This window comes from Actinoplanes sp. NBRC 103695 (assembly GCF_030269485.1).
Taxonomy (GTDB): domain Bacteria; phylum Actinomycetota; class Actinomycetes; order Mycobacteriales; family Micromonosporaceae; genus Actinoplanes.
This window is the reverse complement of the sequence record NZ_BSTL01000043.1, coordinates 22157-39236: the sequence shown is the minus strand read 5'-3', so window position 1 is coordinate 39236 and position 17080 is coordinate 22157. Positions and strand designations below refer to the sequence as shown.

18 protein-coding genes are annotated in these 17080 nt (G+C 71.3%); 6 read left to right on the top strand and 12 right to left on the bottom strand.

The genetic code is table 11. The features are described from left to right. Positions 1 to 30 precede the first annotated feature (30 nt). The 4 genes from QSK31_RS43920 to QSK31_RS43905 are packed head-to-tail and all read left to right on the top strand — an operon-like array spanning position 31 to position 3416. Positions 31 to 981, top strand: a complete 951-nt coding sequence (locus QSK31_RS43920) for an ABC transporter substrate-binding protein (protein WP_285690972.1) — start codon at positions 31 to 33, stop codon at positions 979 to 981. A gap of 20 nt (positions 982 to 1001) precedes the next feature. After that, the gene (locus QSK31_RS43915) at positions 1002 to 1991 is read left to right on the top strand and encodes an iron chelate uptake ABC transporter family permease subunit (protein ID WP_285690971.1); all 990 of its coding nucleotides are present in this window, start codon (positions 1002 to 1004) and stop codon (positions 1989 to 1991) included. Then, entirely contained in the window at positions 1978 to 2736 is a 759-nt protein-coding gene (locus QSK31_RS43910) for an ABC transporter ATP-binding protein (protein WP_285690970.1), read from the top strand. The genes QSK31_RS43915 and QSK31_RS43910 overlap by 14 nt, the downstream gene beginning before the upstream one ends. Next, the gene (locus QSK31_RS43905; RefSeq protein ID WP_285690969.1) at positions 2733 to 3416 is read left to right on the top strand and encodes a (2Fe-2S) ferredoxin domain-containing protein; all 684 of its coding nucleotides are present in this window, start codon (positions 2733 to 2735) and stop codon (positions 3414 to 3416) included. The genes QSK31_RS43910 and QSK31_RS43905 overlap by 4 nt, the downstream gene beginning before the upstream one ends. Here QSK31_RS43905 and cydC read toward each other — a convergent pair. The 3 genes from cydC to QSK31_RS43890 are packed head-to-tail and all read right to left on the bottom strand — an operon-like array spanning position 3408 to position 7413. Next, a complete protein-coding gene (cydC, locus tag QSK31_RS43900; RefSeq protein ID WP_285690966.1) occupies positions 3408 to 5141 on the bottom strand; it encodes a thiol reductant ABC exporter subunit CydC in 1734 nt (577 codons plus the stop codon). The genes QSK31_RS43905 and cydC overlap by 9 nt on opposite strands. Continuing rightward, positions 5138 to 6865: an ABC transporter ATP-binding protein/permease gene (locus QSK31_RS43895; protein ID WP_285690965.1), complete on the bottom strand. Its 1728-nt coding sequence runs from the start codon at positions 6863 to 6865 to the stop codon at positions 5138 to 5140. Before QSK31_RS43895 ends, cydC begins: the two co-directional genes overlap by 4 nt. 53 nt (positions 6866 to 6918) lie before the next feature. Continuing rightward, positions 6919 to 7413 carry a hypothetical protein gene (locus QSK31_RS43890; protein WP_285690964.1) on the bottom strand — a complete coding sequence of 165 codons (495 nt, stop codon included), beginning with the start codon at positions 7411 to 7413 and terminating at the stop codon, positions 6919 to 6921. A gap of 56 nt (positions 7414 to 7469) precedes the next feature. On the opposite strand from QSK31_RS43890, the gene QSK31_RS43885 reads away from it, so the two are divergent. Beyond that, positions 7470 to 8693 carry a CysS/YqeB C-terminal domain-containing protein gene (locus tag QSK31_RS43885; RefSeq protein ID WP_285690963.1) on the top strand — a complete coding sequence of 408 codons (1224 nt, stop codon included), beginning with the start codon at positions 7470 to 7472 and terminating at the stop codon, positions 8691 to 8693. A gap of 138 nt (positions 8694 to 8831) precedes the next feature. On the opposite strand, the gene QSK31_RS43880 is transcribed toward QSK31_RS43885, so the two are convergent. From QSK31_RS43880 to QSK31_RS43840, 9 genes are all read right to left on the bottom strand, one after another. Further along, positions 8832 to 9527 (bottom strand): class I SAM-dependent methyltransferase, encoded by a 696-nt coding sequence (locus QSK31_RS43880; RefSeq protein ID WP_285690961.1) that lies wholly within the window; start codon positions 9525 to 9527, stop codon positions 8832 to 8834. After that, complete coding sequence (locus tag QSK31_RS43875; protein ID WP_285690960.1) at positions 9524 to 10291, bottom strand: ABC transporter ATP-binding protein; 768 nt, start codon at positions 10289 to 10291, stop codon at positions 9524 to 9526. The genes QSK31_RS43880 and QSK31_RS43875 overlap by 4 nt, the downstream gene beginning before the upstream one ends. Beyond that, entirely contained in the window at positions 10288 to 11268 is a 981-nt protein-coding gene (locus QSK31_RS43870; RefSeq protein ID WP_285690959.1) for an ABC transporter substrate-binding protein, read from the bottom strand. Before QSK31_RS43870 ends, QSK31_RS43875 begins: the two co-directional genes overlap by 4 nt. A 34-nt stretch (positions 11269 to 11302) precedes the next feature. Then, positions 11303 to 12388 (bottom strand): FecCD family ABC transporter permease, encoded by a 1086-nt coding sequence (locus QSK31_RS43865; RefSeq protein ID WP_285690958.1) that lies wholly within the window; start codon positions 12386 to 12388, stop codon positions 11303 to 11305. Between the two features lie 102 nt (positions 12389 to 12490). Then, a complete protein-coding gene (locus QSK31_RS43860; protein WP_285690957.1) occupies positions 12491 to 14182 on the bottom strand; it encodes an FAD-binding oxidoreductase in 1692 nt (563 codons plus the stop codon). Beyond that, entirely contained in the window at positions 14179 to 14850 is a 672-nt protein-coding gene (locus QSK31_RS43855; protein WP_285690956.1) for a lysophospholipid acyltransferase family protein, read from the bottom strand. The genes QSK31_RS43860 and QSK31_RS43855 overlap by 4 nt, the downstream gene beginning before the upstream one ends. Next, positions 14843 to 15613, bottom strand: coding sequence for an SDR family NAD(P)-dependent oxidoreductase (locus QSK31_RS43850; RefSeq protein ID WP_285690955.1), 771 nt, complete (start codon positions 15611 to 15613; stop codon positions 14843 to 14845). Before QSK31_RS43850 ends, QSK31_RS43855 begins: the two co-directional genes overlap by 8 nt. Positions 15614 to 15661: 48 nt before the next feature. Next, on the bottom strand, positions 15662 to 15910 hold the full coding sequence (locus QSK31_RS43845) for a superoxide dismutase (protein WP_285690954.1): 249 nt from the start codon (positions 15908 to 15910) through the stop codon (positions 15662 to 15664). A gap of 4 nt (positions 15911 to 15914) precedes the next feature. After that, positions 15915 to 16544: a superoxide dismutase gene (locus QSK31_RS43840; RefSeq protein ID WP_285690953.1), complete on the bottom strand. Its 630-nt coding sequence runs from the start codon at positions 16542 to 16544 to the stop codon at positions 15915 to 15917. Between the two features lie 103 nt (positions 16545 to 16647). On the opposite strand from QSK31_RS43840, the gene QSK31_RS43835 reads away from it, so the two are divergent. Then, positions 16648 to 17064 (top strand): Fur family transcriptional regulator, encoded by a 417-nt coding sequence (locus QSK31_RS43835; RefSeq protein ID WP_285690952.1) that lies wholly within the window; start codon positions 16648 to 16650, stop codon positions 17062 to 17064. Positions 17065 to 17080 lie beyond the last annotated feature (16 nt).

The window sequence follows — 17080 nt, the reverse complement described above, 5'->3', positions numbered from 1 at the left end:
TGGAAGGCGGTCCCGCTGATGCGGTCCCCCATGCGCGCGTTAGCGCCCCTGTCCGTGGTGTTCATCCTGCTCACCGGCTGCGGCGCGGACACCGAGCCGGCCGCGCCGGCGCCGGCCTCGGCCGGGCCGGTCGCGCTGACCAACTGCGGCACACCGGTCACGATCGCCAAGCCGCCGCAGCGGGCGGTCACGATGAACCAGTCGGCCACCGAGATCATGCTGGCCCTCGGGCTGCAGGACCGGATGATCGGCACTGCCTATCTCGACGACCAGGTCCTGCCTGACTACGCCGCCGCCTACGCGAAGGTGCCGGTGCTGGCCAAGGAGTACCCGTCGAAGGAGAAGCTGCTCGAGGCCGAGCCCGACTTCGTGTACGCCTCCTTCAACAGCGCCTTCAGCGACGAAGGCGTCGGCGACCGGGCGGATTGGCAGAATCTCGGCGTCGGCACCTACATCTCGCCGGCCGGCTGCCCCAAGGACACCCGCCCGGAGAAGCTGGCCATCGACGATGTGTTCGGCGAGATTCGCGAGGTGGCGGCCGTGTTTGGCGTACCCGAGCGGGCCGAAACCCTGACCACCGCCCAGCGCGACCGCATCGCCAAGGCTGCCGCGAACGTCAAGGCCGCGAAGGTCCTGTGGTGGGACGGCGGCAGCGACGCGCCCAGCGTCGGCGCCTGCTGCGGCGGCCCCGCGATGATCATGACCGCGGCGGGCGTGACGAACGCGTTCGCCGACCTCGACGGCAGCTGGGGCGACACCAGCTGGGAGACCGTTACCGAGCGCAACCCGGACGTGATCGTGCTGATCGACGCCACCTGGGACCCGGCCGACAAGAAACGCGCCTTCCTGGAGAAGCACGCGACGCTCAAGGACCTGCCCGCCGTCAAGGCGAAGAAGTACGTGGTCATCCCGTTCTCGTCGACCTCGGCCGGCGTGCGCAACGTCCTCGCGGTCGAGGCCCTCGCCGGGGCACTGCGCTGAGGACCGCGATCGCTCTGCCGGTGCTCGCGGCCGGGCTGGTGCTCTCGGTGGGTGCGGCGGTCACGGTCGGTCCGGCGGATCTCTCGATGGGTACGGTGTGGAGCGTCGTCGCCGCGCATACCGGCCTGGCCGAGAGCACCGTGCCGCTGCTGCGTGACCACATCGTGTGGGAGCTGCGGCTGCCCCGGGTGATCGCCGCGGCCGTGGTCGGGGCCGGCCTGGCCGTGGTCGGTGCAGTGCTGCAGACGGTGACCCGCAACCCGCTCGCCGACCCGTACCTGCTGGGCGTCTCCTCGGGCGCGTCGCTCGGCGCGGTCGGCGTGATCGTGCTCGGCCTCGGCGCCGGGGTCGCCGCGCTCGCCGGCGGCGCGTTCCTGGGCGCCCTGGCCGCCTTTGCGCTGGTGCTGCTGATCGCCGGATGGCGTGGCACGCTGCGGCCGACCCGGGTGGTGCTGGCCGGTGTCGCGATCGCGCAGTTGTGCGCGGCGCTGACCTCGTTCGTCATCATCTGGGCGGCCGACCCGCATGCCACGCAGAGCATCACGTTCTGGCTGTCCGGGTCGATGGCCCGCGCCGACTGGACCGCCCTCGCCTGGGCCGGCGTAGCGCTCGGGGTCGCGCTGGTGGTGATCCTGTGGCACGCGCGGGCGCTGAACGCGTTCGCGTTCGGTGAGGAGGCCGCCGCCGCGCTCGGCATCGCCGTGGGCCGGGTCCGCTGGGTCCTGCTGGTCGTCGCCGCGCTGCTGACCGCGGTGCTGGTGGCGGTCTCCGGGGCGATCGGCTTCGTCGGGCTGATCCTGCCGCACGCCGCCCGGTTCGTGACCGGACCCGACCATCGGCGGCTGCTGCCCGTCGTCGCGCTGGCGGGTGCCATCTTCCTGATCTGGGTGGACACCGCCGCCCGCACGGTGTTCGAACCGCGCGAGCTGCCAGCCGGGGTGCTGACCGCGGTGATCGGCGTGCCCGCCTTCGTGATCCTGCTGTCCAGGGGCCGCGATGCTGCGCGTTGACGACGTGTCGTGGGCGGTCCCGGCGGCCCGGATCCTGGACGGCGTCACCTGCGCGGCGCCCCGCGGCAGCCTGGTCGGGCTGCTCGGCCCGAACGGCTCCGGCAAGACCACCCTGCTGCGGATCGTCGCCGGCCTGCTACCCGCCGGGTCGGGTGCGGTCACCCTGGACGGCGATACGGTCGCGGCGATGCCCCGGGCGGTCGCGGCGCGCCGGATGGCGTTGCTGGCCCAACATTCCGAAACTGACCTCGACCTGACCGTCACCGAGGTCGTGCTGCTCGGGCGTACCCCGCACCGCCGCTCCCGCTGGTCCGAGGGCGACACCGACCGGGCCATCGCCGGGCAGGTCCTCGATCAGGTCGACCTGGCCGACTTCGCCGACCGCAAATGGCAGACCCTGTCCGGCGGCGAACGGCAACGCGTCCAGCTGGCCCGCGCCCTCGCCCAGGAACCCGAACTGCTGCTGCTCGACGAACCCACCAACCACCTCGACATCGGCCACCAACTACAACTGCTGCACCTGGTCCGCCGCTCCGGCACCACCACCCTCGCCGCCCTGCACGACCTCAACCTCGCCGCCATGTTCTGCGACCTCGTCGTCGTCCTCGACCAGGGCCGCGTCGCCGCGTCAGGCGCACCCTTCAAGGTGCTCACCCCAGACCTTCTCAAGCAGGTGTACGGAGTGGACGCCGACGTCACGACCCACGACGGCCGCCCGGTCATCACCTATCGGAGGCCCACGTGAACGTGCTGCTCGTCTCCCGCTCGGTCACCCACCACGGCGGCCACGACGCCATCCACCGCCTCGCCGCCGCCGTCGGCGCCACCGCCTGCTTCCTGGACGGCGCCGAACCGTCGCTGCACGCCGCCCTCGACGCCCAGCCCGACGACGCCGACATCCTGCTAGTTGCCGTGCACGTGCCACCCGACCGCTACCTGGACACCTGGATCCGCCGGGCCGTCGCCCACTGGCAGCAGACCCGCGACCGCCCGCTGCGCATCGCGCTCGCTCCCCCACTCGCGGCCCAGCCCGCCCTCGCCCAAGCCGTCACCGAAGCAATCGCCGGCCCGCCGGTCCCGCTGACCGGCACGCCCGGCCCGTTCCGCAGCCCCGCCTGGTCCGACATCCCGAAACACCGCCGGCAAGTCCTGGTCTGCCGCGGGCCGCGTTGCACCGCCTACGGCGCCAACGAGGTCGCCGCGGCCCTCGGCTGCCGGCTGCGCGAGCACGGCCTCGGCGACGACGATGTGCTCGTCACTGAAACCGGCTGCCTGTTCCCCTGCAACCTCGGCCCGCTCATCGTCGTCCACCCCGACGACATCTGGTACGAGCACGCCGACCCCGCCCTGGCCACCCGCATCGCCGACGAGCACCTACGCGACGGCGTCCCCGTCGGTGATCGGCCGCCCCGGCAGTCAGGCTGAGGTAGGGGCGAGCTGGGTCTCGACGAGCCGGGCGTAGGCACCGGAACGGGCTAGCAGGTCGTCGTGCGTTCCCGTCTCGGCGAGCGTGCCGTGGTCAAGCACGGCGATACGGTCGGCGACGCGGATCGTGGACAGGCGGTGGGCGATGATCAGGGTGGTGCGGCCGGCGATGATGCCCGCCATCGCGTCGGCCAGGACGGCTTCGGTCTCGGCGTCGAGGTTGGAGACCGGCTCGTCGAGCACCAGCACAGGTGACTCGGTGAGCAGGGCCCGGGCCAGGGCGACCCGCTGACGCTGCCCGCCGGACAGCCGGGTGCCGCGCTCGCCCACCACCGTGTCGTAGCCGTCGGGCAGCGCGGTGATGAACTCGTGGGCCCCGGCGTCGCTCGCGGCGCGGGTGAGGTCGTCGTCGGTGGCGTCCGGGCGGGCGATGCGCAGGTTCTCGGTGACGGTGGCGTGGAACAGGTACGGGTCCTGCGGCACGAAGGCGACCAGTTCGCGGAGCCGGTCGAGCGGCAGGTCCCGCAGATCGGTGCCGCCGATTTTGATGGTGCCGCGCTGGGGGTCCTGGAAGCGCAGCAGCAGATGGGCGGTGGTGGACTTGCCGGCGCCGGAGTGCCCGACCAGCGCGAGGCTACGGCCTGCCGGGATGGTCAGGTCGAGCCCGGTCAGCGCGTCCGGCAGGTCCGGGCCGTACCGGAAGCCGACCCCGCGGAAGGTGACCTCGGCGCCGTTCACCTCGGTGGTGGTGCCGTGGTTGGTGACCGGGTCGGGCTGGGCGAGCAGGGTGGTGATCCGGGCGGCCGCCGCGGCGGCGAGGTTGAGGTCCTTGGCCACCTCGGCGACGATGGTGACCGGGGCGTAGGAGAACGCGGCCAGGACCACCGCGACCGGGAACAGCGCGGGTGACATCCGGTCGGCGGCGGTGAGCACGGCCGCGGCGGCCAGCACGGCCACCACGCCGACGGTCACGAGGGTGTCGATCGCGGCCTTCTCCACGCCGGCCCGGCCTGCGTGGGCGTGCTGGCCGGCGCGGAGCCGGTCGGCCGCCGCGGCGATCCGGCCGCGTTGGGTGCCGGTCGCGGCGAAGACGGTGAGCTCCCGCAGGCCCTGGATCGCGTCGACGGTCTCGGCGCCGACCTCGGCCGCGGCGGCCTTGACCGCGTCGCCCTGGGCGCGGGCCCGCCGGGCCAGCCAGGCCGGGACCGTGGCGACCGCGATCAGGATGGGCAGCACCACGATCGGCAGGATCCCGTCAATGAGGCCGAGGGCGACCAGGGTGCTGAACGGGACGGTGGCGGCGACCACCAGCGGGCTGAGGGTGTGGGCGAAGAACAGTTCCAGGGCTTCGACGTCGGTGACGACCGTGGTGCCGAGGTCGCCGCTGCGGCGGGCGGCCAGGCCGGCTGGGGCGAGCCGCTCGTACGCGGACTGGACCCTGCCTCGCACGTCGACCAGGGCGCGGAAGGCCATCGCGTGCGACAGATAGGACTCCAGGTAGGGCGCGACGGCGCGGAGCGGGATCAGCACGACCAGCAGCCAGAACCAGGGCATCAGGCGGTCCCGGCCGGCGCCGGTGGCGACCAGGCCGACCAGGTAGGCGCCGACCCCGGCGGCGGCGATGGTCAGCAGCTGGTTGAGGGCACCGGCGGCGATGGCGGCCGCGAGCAGCCGGCGGTGCGGGCGCAGCAACGCGAGGATGGTCCAGCTGTCGATGAGCTTCACGCGGCACCGGCCTGGGCGGCGACCAGCCGGTGGTAGGCGCCGCGGGTGGCGAGCAGCCGGTCGGGTGGCCCGTCCTCGGCGACCTGGCCGTCGTCCAGGACGACGACGTGGCCGGCGTCGCGCACGGTGGAGAGCCGGTGCGCGATCACCAGGGTCGTGCGGTGCACGGTGAGCCGGTCGAGGGCGGCCTGGATGGCGGCCTCGTTGGCCGCGTCGATGGCCGAGGTGGCCTCGTCCAGCAATAGGATCGGCGCGTCCTTGAGCAGGGCGCGGGCGATCGCGATGCGCTGTCGTTCGCCGCCGGAGAGGCGGGCGCCGCGTTCACCGATCATCGTGTCGTAGCCCTGCGGCAGCGCGGTGATGAAGTCGTGCGCCGCGGCTGCCCGGGTCGCTGCCTCGACGACGTCGTGGTCGGCGCCGGGGGCGGCCAGCAGCAGGTTGTCACGCACGGTGCCGTGGAACAGGTAGGTGTCCTGCGAGACAACCGAGATCAGCGACCGCAGGTCGGACAACGGCAGCAAGCTGAGATCGCGGCCGTCGACGGTGACCGTCCCCTGCTGCGGGTCGAAGAAGCGCAACAGCAGCGCCACGACCGTGCTCTTGCCCGCCCCGGACCGGCCCACCAGCGCGGTGGTGACCCCGGCCTCGGCGGTGAACGACACGTCGCGCAGGGCGGGCGGATGCTCGGGACCGTAGGCGAAGGTGACGCCGTCGAGGCGTACCCGAGGAGGGTTTTTCAAAGACGCCGTCACGGGATTGTCCGGGTCGGTGACGGCCGGCTGCTCGTCGAGCAGGGCGAAGACGCCCTCGGCGGCGGCGATCCCGGGCGACGCGGCGTGGAAGGCCTTGCCCAGGTCGGTCAGCGGGCGGAAGCACTCGCGCGACAGCAGCAGGATGATCAGCAGGGTGGCGACGTCCAACGCGCCGGAGGCCGTGCGCAGCGCGCCGACCCCGACGGCCAGGCCGGTCCCGGCGCCCGCGGCGAGACCGACCACCAGCTCGTAACCGGCGGTGGCGGCGACCAGCCGGGTCGACGTGACGGCGAACTGCTCAGACTGCGCACGCAACTGCTCGCCGCGGCGGCGGTGCGCGTTGACGCCCTTGAGCGTGACCATGCCCTGCAGGACGTCGAGGGTGTCCGCGTACACCCCGCGGTAGGCGGCCCACCAGCGTTCCATCGGCTTGCTCATCACCCGGCGGGAGACCCGCGGCGCGACCGCGACGAGCACGCCGCAGGCCGCGACGGTCACGCCGACGATCGGGTCCAGCCACCAGACGTACGTGATCAGCACGACCGCCCCGAGCAGCGACGACACCAGCTGCGGCAGGAACGCCACGAAGTACGCCTCGAGCGCCTCCACACCGTCGACCAACGTGGACTGCAGCCGCCCGGTCCGGGTGCCAGTGGTGTAGCCCGGGCCCAGCGCGAACAACCGGTCCAGCAGCCGACCGCGGACGTCGTCCTTGATCCGGCCGCCGATGGTGGCCCCCAGCCGTTCCCGGCCCCAGACCAGCACGGCCCGCGCCACCTGGAGCACCGCGATGCCGGCCGCGGCGGCAACCACCGCCGATCCGGTGTCACCGGACAGGACCGCGCCGAGGACCCGCGCGATCAGCCAGCCCTGCCCGGCGAAGGTGGCCGTGATCGCCAGACCCAGGACGACCAGGACCGCCAGGCCGGACCGGCGGCGGGCCATCAACGCGAGGAGCCTTCGGTTCAGCACAGCTCGGACGCTAGGCCTTATTGCAACCTGTAGGCAAGAGCGAAGTGATCGCGCTAACGCCGCAGGGTGCCGGCCAGTGCCGGCTCGTGACGGCTGATCAGCGCCCAGAGGCGCGGGTCGCCGTTTGCTGCGGCGGCGGCCGCGTCGTCGGTGTGGCGCAGGAAGGCGAGATGACGGACGGCGTGCAGGACAACCGCCGCCAGATCGATCGTGGCCGGCGACGGCTGGAGCGGGCCGGACCCCACGGCGGTCAGACCCACACCCTCCAGCTGGGTAGCGGTCCGCGGGTCCGGGTCCGGCAAGGCCGCGTATGTGAGCACGATCCGGCCGGCCGCGAACCGCCACGATGTCGAGTGCAACAGCTGCGCACCGAACCCGGCCAGCTCACGCGCGACCTGATCGGGATGCTCGTCGTCGCCGAGGGGCCGCTCGAAGGCCCGGAAGGTGAGCCCGTCATCGGTCGCGCCGATCAACAGCGTCTCGACGACGACGCCCACACCCGGCAGCATGGAGAGTTCCGGCGGCGCTGCCGGTCCGTCAAGATCCATCGGGCCATCATTGTGCATCTGCCACAATGTGGCAACAACGCCCAAGGGTGATGTTCATGGCCGGACTACTCGCGATCATGGGCTCGGGTGAGACCAGCCCGACCATGGTGACCATCCATCAGCGCATCGCGGCATTGCTGCCGCCCGGCCCGAGCGCCGTGCTGCTCGAGACCCCCTACGGTTTCCAGGAGAACGCCCGCGACATCTCCACCCGGGCCTGCCAGTATTTCGACCGCAGTGTCGGGCTGAAGGTCGCGGTCGCACCGGAGGACGGCGATCACGGTCTGGCCATGGTGCGCGGCGCCGACTGGCTGTTCTCCGGGCCCGGTAGTCCCACGTATGCGATGCGGTGCTGGCGAGGCGCGCCGACCGCCCAGGCCCTGCATGACCGGATCAACGCCTTCACCAGCATCACGGTCTTCGCGTCGGCCGCCGCGGCCACGCTGGGCGCCTGGTCGGTGCCGGTCTACGAGCTTTACAAAGCCGGATACGACCCGCACTGGGCCGACGGCCTCGACGTCCTCCAGCGCCTCGGGCTGCGGGTGGCGCTCATCCCGCACTACGACAACACCGAGGGCGGCACGAGGTTCGACACTCGCTACTGCTACCTCGGCGAACGCCGGCTGCGCATCATGGAACGCCTGCTGCCCGACGACGCGGCCGTGCTCGGCGTGGACGAACACACCTGCGTACTCGTCGACCGCGACGCCGACACCGTGCGGGTGATCGGGCGCGGTGGGCTGACCGTCCGCCGCGACGGGCACAGCACCGTCCTGGCTTCGGGGACCGAGCTCACCCTCACCGAACTACGAGCGCTTGCTCACGGCGTACCCATCGACCGAGTCTTGCCTCCACCGCGACCGACCGGCCAGGCCGAGGCGCCAGCACCGAGCGCGACCATCACCGAGACCGCCGCCGACTGCGAGCGCCGCTTCGACGAGGCCCTCGCCGGCCGCAACGCCGAGGCAATGGCGACCGCGATCCTCGACCTGGAGGAATCGGTGCGCGCGTGGGCCACCGACACCGAGGAGGACGACGGCATGGACCAGGCCCGCGCCGTCCTGCGCACCCTGATCGTCCGGCTGTCGCAAGCCGCCACACCCGGCCTCACCGACCCCGCCGAGCGGTGGAAACCCCTGATCAAACCCCTTCTTGGTGTACGCGACCAGCTGCGCGACCGCCGTGACTGGGCGGCAGCCGACGCCATCCGCGACGCACTGGCCGCCGCCGGCGTCGACGTGCGCGACGAGCCGGGGGCCACCAGCTATTCGGTGAAGTGAGCCGACCAGCGCTGCTCGACGCGGCCGAACCGCCAGACGGCGATCGCGATCAGCCAGGCCACGACGAACAGGCGACGATGCCGTGCCGCAGCCCGAACGTGTAGGCCAGCACGCCGACTCGTTGCAATGTTGTGGCGATTACACCAGGCCCGTGACCGCGTATTGCATCTGGATCTGGTGCCCGGGCGCCACACCGTACTTCTCGTCCAGCTCGTAGATCGCCAGAAGCGGTGTCACCGTCACGTCCGTGAGGCCGGCGCGGTCGAGGACGGCTGCGGTGTCGTCGATGGATGCGGCCTCGGCCAGCGGGAGGGCGGCGCCGACCTCGGCGTCGTAGTGGGCGGCGAACCGGTCCGTCGACGCCTGCAGGCCGCCGGTGTGCCAGGTGCTGTCGACGACGGCGATGATGCCGCCGGGGCGCAGCAGCCTCATCCAGTTGGCCACCGCGACCTCCGGCTCGCGCAAGGTCCACATGACGTATCGGGCGGCGATCGCGTCGAAGCTCGCGGGCGGGAAATCGGGAGCGACCGCGTCGCCCTGCATGAACTCCGGCCCGGCGGTGACCGTGGCGGCATGGCGGCGGGCCTCGGCGAGCATGCCGTCGGCGAGGTCGATGCCGGTGACCCGGTGGCCGAGCGCGGCCAGGATCATCGCGGCGTGCCCGGTGCCGGTGCCGACGTCGAGCACGTCGCGTTTCTCCTCACCGAGGGCGTCGCGCCAGACCGCCGACCAGGCCCGGGTGTTGTCGGCGAGACGTTCGGGGCGCTGCTGGTACGCGTCGTAGGCCGGCGCGTGACCCGACCAGTAGGCGGTGATCTTGTCCTGGGCGTTCACACGACCTCCGCGGTCGGATGGAACAGCAGATGCAGGTGGCCGTCCAGCTCGAGGCGTTTGATGCCGATGCCGTAGACCGGCTCCAGCAACGCCGGCTCGAGGACCTCGTCGACCGTTCCGGCCGCGGCCACTCCCCCGTCGCCCAGCAGCACCAGGTCGTCGCAGTAACGGGCGGCCAGGTTGAGGTCGTGCAGCACGATCACCGAGCAGGTGCCGAGCCCGAGGACCAGGCGCAGGATCTCGTGCTGGTATCGGATGTCCAGGTGGTTGGTCGGCTCATCCAGCAGCAGGTGGGTAGCCTGCTGCGCCAAGGCCCGGGCGATCAAGACCCGCTGCCGCTCCCCTCCGGACAGACCGGCATAGGGCCGGGCGCCGAGGTGGGTGGCGCCGACCCGCTTCAGGCACTCGGCGGCGATGTCGTGATCGGCGCTGCTCGTGCGCTGGAAGGTGCCCAGGTGCGGGCCGCGGCCGAGCAGCACCATCTCGGCCACCGTGAGCATCGACTCGGCGCCGGTCTCCTGCACCACGACGGCCATCCGCTTGGCCGCCTCGCGCGGGGTGAGGGCGGCCAGCTTTGTGTCGTCGACCGTGACGCTGCCGGTCGGGCTCTTCAACGCGCCGTAGAGCAGCCGCAACAACGTGGTCTTGCCGCTGCCGTTGGGCCCGATCAGGCCGAGGACGCGGCCGGGGCGGGCGGTGACACTCACCCCGTCGATGACCGGGTTCGCGCCGTACCGCCAGCTGACCCCGGCCGCCTCGATCATGCGCCCGCCTTGAACCGGTCGACGATCCGCTCCAGGCCGTCGATGGACAGCGGGGTGGGCGGTTCGGTGAAGTTGAACAGCTGCGGCATGACGTTCTTGTTCTGCACGGCCTTGAGCTGCCCGGCGCCGGGCAGCCCGGTGACCGCCTGCTCGACGGCCTTCGGGTCGCCGTCGCCGTAGAGCAGGATCAGCACGTCGGGGTTGCGGCCGAGCAACTCTTCCAGGGTGACCTCGAAGACCCGTTCCTTGCTGTCGGCGAAGACGTTGGTGAAGCCGGCCGCCTCCAGCTGCGGGTGGGCCATGCTGGTGTTTCCGTACGCATAGGTCACGCCACCGCCGACCGTCGGGTACAGGACCGCGGCGGTGCGCTTCTGCTGAGGAGCGGCGATCTTGGACATGCGGTCCTTGAGCGCCGTGATCGCGGTCTGAGCCTCGCCCTGCTTGCCGAAGACCTTGCCGTAGGACTCCATCTGGGCATAGATCGAGTCGAAGGTGGGCGCGTCGGTGTTGCCCTCGCACATCGTCGGCTCTTCGAGGAGCGGGATGTCGACGGCCGAGAGAGTGTCGCGGGAGAGGTTGTCGACCTCGCCGAGGACCAGGTCGGGCTGCTGGGCGATCACCACCTCCTTGGAGATCTGCAGGTGGCCGGAGGTGTCGGTCTTGTCGGTGAGCAGCGGGATCTTGTCGATCTCGGCCTGGGTGGCAGCGTCGTAGTAGTCCTTCGGGTACTGACCCGCGCGGGCAGTGACCCGGTCCATGACACCGAGGTAGTGCAGGAACGGAACCGCTGAGCTCTTGAGCATGACGAGCCGTTCCGGGGCCTTGTCGAAGGTGACCTTGGCGCCGCAGTTGGTCAGCGTCAGCGGGTAGCCCCCGCCTGCCGCCGACGTGGTGCCGGTTTCGGTAGCTCCTCCGCCGCAGCCGGCGGCGAAGAGCAACAGCGTCGCGGTGGCGGCGGCGAGTCGGGTCGGCTTCATGGGTCTCCCTCGACGGGTCAGAGCGGTCGGGCGTTCAGTTGCCGGCGGCATGCAGGCGGCGGATCAGGATCAGGAGGAAGGGGGCGCCGAGCAGGGCGGTGATGATGCCGATCGGGATCTCCTGCGGCGCGAGCAGCACACGGGCGATCACGTCGGCCCAGACCAGCAGGACCGCGCCGAGCAAGGCCGAGACCGGAACCACGCGTACGTGCGGAGCGCCGACGATCCGCCGCGCGAAGTGCGGGACGACCAGCCCGACGAAGCCGATGCTGCCCGAGGCGGACACCAGCACGCCGACGCACAGCGAGACGACGACCAGCAGCCGGATCCGGAACCGGTCCGGCGAAACGCCCAGGGTGTGCGCAGTCTCGTCACCCACAGCCAGCGCGTCCAAGCGCCGCCCCGAGACGGTCAGATAGAGCGTCGTGCCACCGATGACCAGCGCCGCCACGGTCAGTAGCGCGTCCCAGCGGGCCAGGCCGAGCGACCCGAGCAGCCAGAACATCACCGACCGGGCGCCCTCGGCCGACCCCGACGCGAAGATCAGGAAGCTGGTCAGCGCGTACAGGGCGTAGCCGACCGCGACCCCGGCCAGCAGCAGCCGGATCGACGTGACCCGGCCGCCGCTGCGGGCGATCAGGAGGACCAGCAGCGACGCCGCCAGCGCACCGAGGAACGCACTCCCGGACAGCGCGTACTGGCCGAACCCGGCGCCCGCACCGAATAGGATCGCGGCGGCGGCCCCACTGGAGGCTCCCGAGTTGATGCCCAGCAGATAGGGGTCGGCCAGCACGTTGCGGACCATCGCTTGCAGCGCGACACCGCTGACCGCGAGGCCGGCTCCGACCAGCATGCCGAGCAGCACCCGGGGCAGCCGCACCGACCAGACGATCGCCTCCTGCGGCGGCGTCCACGTCACCTCGCCGATACCGAGCAACTGGTGGCCGATGATCCGCGCCACGATGGCCGGGCTGATCGCGATCGCCCCCGTGCCGACCGCGATCACGCCCGTCACCAGCAGCCCGGCGGTCAGGCCGAGCAGCCAGAACGCCGTCCGGCGCTGCTGACGGCGGATGCCCAGCTGGTCGTGGTCGGGCGCAGCCGTCAGGGTGGCGGACACTCGCACACCCCCATCACCAGACTTTGGCTGTTGCCATCTATGTGCAGCAAGCTATCAGCGTGATCGATGATCAGGAAGCGTGGCGAACCGCACACCCGCAGCTCAGCCCGCCACCGGGTCGCTCACCTCATCGAGGATCTTGCCGGGGTTGAGGTTGGCGCCAGGGTCGGTGGCTTCGAACAGGACGCGCAGGACCTGAGCACCGGCCGGTGAGACGTCCTGCTCGAGCCAGGGCGCGTGTTCGACGCCGACGCCGTGGTGGTGCGACAGGGTGCCGCCGTTGTCCACGAAGGCCTGCTGGACGGCGCTCTTGACCACGTCGTACTCGGTCAGCATGTCCTGATCGGCGACGAACGCGAAGGTAAAGTAGAGGCAGGCCCCGGAGTGGTACGAATGCGAGAGATGGCACATGATGTAGCCCTTGCGGCCGATCCGCGCGAACGCGCAGTTCGCCGCCGTGACCACCGCGGTGTACAGCGGCAGCAGCTTCGACCACGGCGCCGCGGTCTCCGAGACGTCCCCGGCGGCGCCCCGGTCGAGCAGGAAGTCGCGCAGGTACGGCGTGTCGAACTTCTTCTGGTCGTAGAGCACACCGGGTCCGGTGCCGACGCCCATGCCGCCGTGCTTGCGGACGATCGCGTCGACCAGCTTCTTCTGCCGTTTGACGTGCTCCGGTGACCCCTCGTAGCCGATGAACGACAGGCAGATCTGGTCCAGGTTCCAGCCCTTGGCCCGCATGATCCCGGGCAGCGCGGTGCCGGCCAGGAACTTGTCCAGGCCCCGGCGCTCCTTGCTGGTCGCCATCGAGAACCTGGTCTCGCGGGCGTCGGAGACACGGGTGACGATCGGGGTGGCGTCCGACTCGGCGATCGCCTGCATCGCCGCCAGACCCTTGGCCCAGGTCGGGAAGAAGTAGGCGTGGATGACCCGCTTGGCCGGGATCCGATGCACCTGGACGGTCGCCTCGGTGATCACGCCGAGCCGGCCCTCGGAGCCGAGGATCATCTCGCGCAGGCTCGGCCCGGTCGAGGTGGACGGCACTGGCCTGATCGCGACGACGCCGCCCGGCCGGACCAGGCGCAGCCCGCGCACGATGTCGGCGATGTCGCCGTACTTGTCGGACTGCATGCCCGAGGAGCGGGTGGCGATCCACCCGCCGAGCGTCGAGTGGGTGAAGCTGTCCGGGAAGTGTCCCAGGGTCCAGCCCCGCTCCTTGAGCTGCTGCTCCAGGTCGGGGCCGAGGGCCCCGGCCTGGATCCGGGCCAGCCCGGACTCCTCGTCCAGCTCGATCAGCTTCCGCAGGCGGCCGAGGTCGAGCGAGACGATGGTACGCCGTTCGTACGCGCGTGCCTCCAGGCTGCCGGCGATGTTGCTGCCGCCGCCGAACGGGATCAGCACCGCGTCGGCGGCCACCACCGCGTCCACCACCCGCTGGACCTCGTCCTCGTTCTCGGGGTAGACGACCAAGTCGGGCACCCGGTCGACCCGGTTCTGGCGGATGCGCACGAGATCACGCAGGCTCTTGCCGAACGTGTGCACGACCCGCTCCATCGGGTCCGAGGTCACGTCGTCCTCGCCCACGATGCTGGCCAGCGCCGCGACGAACGCCGGCTCGGCGACCGGGTTGGCGATGGTCAGGCTCTCGAAGGCCGGCTTCTCGACCACCGCGGCGTCGTGCAGGTCCAGGTCGAGGATGTCGAGCACGAACGGCGCGAAGCCGGGCTTGTCCTCCCAGTGGAACCCGACGCCTTCCTTGCCCCATCCCCACCACTTCATGTGCTGGACGTCGGTCACGAGCGGGCTCCTTCGCGTGAGTGATCTTCGAGCAGACGAACGATCTCAGACCGGATCCGGGCCGTGAACTCGGCCGGGGTCTCGCCCTCGGCCACGGTCATCGGCGCGCCGAACACGACGCGCACCGGCAACCGGCCCCACTTCGGCCAGTTCGAGCCGCTCGGGTGCGCGTTCCGGGTGCCGATCAGCGCCACCGGCAGGCACGGGGCGTCCGTCGCGGCGGCCAGCGCGGCGGCGCCGGCCCGGAACGTGCCCAGCACCCCGGAACGCGACCGGGTACCCTCGGGGAACACCAGCAACGGCACCCCGCGCCGCAACAGCGTCTTGGCGCTGACCCGGCGCGGGTTGCCGCCGGAGCGATCGACCGGGAAGGCGTTAAAGAACAGCGCGGTCAGCCCGCGGCGCCATGCGACGTCGAAGAAGTAGTCGGCGGCCGCGCCGGTGGCCAGGTAGCGGGCGAGCCGGCGGGGCAGGGCACCGAGGATGAGCGGCGCGTCGAGGTGGCTGGCGTGGTTGGCCACCACCACGAACGCCTTCCCGACCCGGTCGAGGTGGCCCCGGCCGACCACCGTCGGGGCGACCAGCATCCACACCACGGGCTTGAGCAGCGCACGCTGAGCCACGAACCGTGCGACGGCGACGGTGGGCGAACTGAACCGGTCAGCCACGGCGGCCGGACAGGGCTCGGGAGACCCCGCGCATGGCGCTGCGTGGCAGGTGGCGCGCGAACCAGATCAGCGCCTTGTAGCGGACACTCGGGTTCGAGATGACCCGGCCCCGGTCGGCGTCGTGCAGGGCCTGCTCGGCCACGAAGGTCGCGTCGAGCCAGAGCGGCCCCGGGATCTTCGACTTACTGATCCCGGCCCGGTCGTGGAACTCGGTGTGCACCCAGCCCGGCGTCAGTGCGGTGACGGTGACGCCGGTGCCGTGCAGCTCGTTGGCCAGGCTCTCGGTGAAGGTGGTGACAAAGGCCTTGATCGCCGAGTAGGTGCCCATCGACACGAACCCGGCGGTGCTGGAGACGTTGATGGTCCGGCCTCGGCCACGCTCCCGCATCGCCCGGCCGGCCGCAGCGGAGAGCACCAGCACGGCCCGGGCCATCACGTCAATCGCCCGATCCAGCTCGGCGAGGTCGGCGGGTCCGGTGGTGAGCCGGGTGTGCAGCCCGAAACCGGCGTTGTTGACGAGCAGCTCGATCGGCGCCGACGCGTCCGACAGCCGGCTCGCGACCCGGTCGACATCGGACCGGTCCGCCAGATCCGCGACCAGCACCTCGACCACTCGCCCGGACGCACGCAGCCGAGCCGCCTCCCGCTGCAGCCGCGCCTCGTCGCGAGCCACCAGAACCAGATCCATGCCACGAGTGGCCAGCGCATCCACGAACGCGGCGCCGAGACCGGCCGTGGCGCCCGTGATCAGAGCAGATCCCATCGGCGCAATCCTGTCGCACCTGCAATCGGATTGCAAGAACGCGGAGGATCAGCCTTCGGTGGCCGCTGCGATGTGCAGGCTCAGTTCCCGCACGACCTCATCCATGCTCTGGCTGGTCTGCGCGCCCATGATGGTCAGGGCCAGCTCGGCGAGCAGCAGGAAGCCGCGGGTGCGGGCGGCCTCGTCCGGAAAGGCCGCGAGGAGTTCCTCGGCTCCGGCGAGGTCACCGCGGTGTTTGGCCGCGATGACCCCGGCGGCGCGCTGGGCGCCCGCGAAGGCTTCGTGAGCGTCCGGCATGGGTTTACGGAGCGATGATGATCGGGTTGCCGGCTGCTCGGGCGGCGTCGAAGCGCTTGGTGACGTCGGCCCAGTTGACCAGGTTCCACAGCCGGTCCACGTAGTCCGGTCGTACGTTCTTGTACTGCAGGTAGTAGGCGTGCTCCCAGGCGTCGAAGACCAGGATCGGCGTCGAGCCCTGACCGACGTTGCCGTGGTGGTCGTAGATCTGCTCCACGATCAGGCGCTGCGACAACGGCTCCCAGGCCAGCACACCCCACCCGGAGCCCTGCACACCCTTGGTCGCGGTGGACAGCTGCGCCGAGAACGCGTCGAACGAACCCAGATGCTCGTCGATCGCGGCGGCGAGCTCACCCTCGGGACGGTCGGCGCTGCTGCCGGGCCGCAGGTTGTTCCAGAAGATCGAGTGCAGCACGTGCCCGGACAGGTTGAAGGCCAGGGTCTTCTCCAGGCCGACCAGGGCGTGGTAGTCGCCCTTGTCGCGGGCCTCGGAGAGCTGGTCGAGGGTGTCGTTGCTGCCCTTGACGTACGCGGCGTGGTGCTTGCTGTGGTGCAGTTCGAGGATCTGCCCGGACATGGCGGGCTCGAGCGCGCCGTAGTCGTAGGGCATGTCGGGAAGTGAGTAGACGGCCATCGTCAACCTTCCATCTGCCGGATCTTGGCTATTGCCACCATCTTGCAACAGCCGAATATGCTGCGTCCGGTAAGGCTGACCTTTCTCACAACGACGGGGCCGGATGAGCGATCACGACGCGGCGCTCGAACGGCTGTCGGCCCGGGGATTCCGCAGGACAGAGTCATCCCGGGCAGTGCTGGCCATCCTGGCCGCCGAGCCGGGACTCACCGCCGGCCAGGTGCACGCGGAGTTGATGGCGTCGGGCCGCCCGCACGACCGCAGCACCGTGCACCGCGTCCTGCGGCGCCTGGCTCTGGCCGGCGCGGTGTTCGCCGTCCCATGCATCGGCGCGGTCGGCTACCGGCTGGCCGCCGCCGAGGAGTCCGGGCTGGTGTGTACCTCCTGCGGGACCACCGCGTCGCTGAGCACCGCCACGCTGGACGCGGTGCGGCGTGACGCTGCCGGAGCAGGGTTCGACGCGACGGTGATCGTGGCCGGCCACTGCACCTCCTGCACTCGGCACGCAGATGCAATCTGATTGCAGGTAGCCTGGC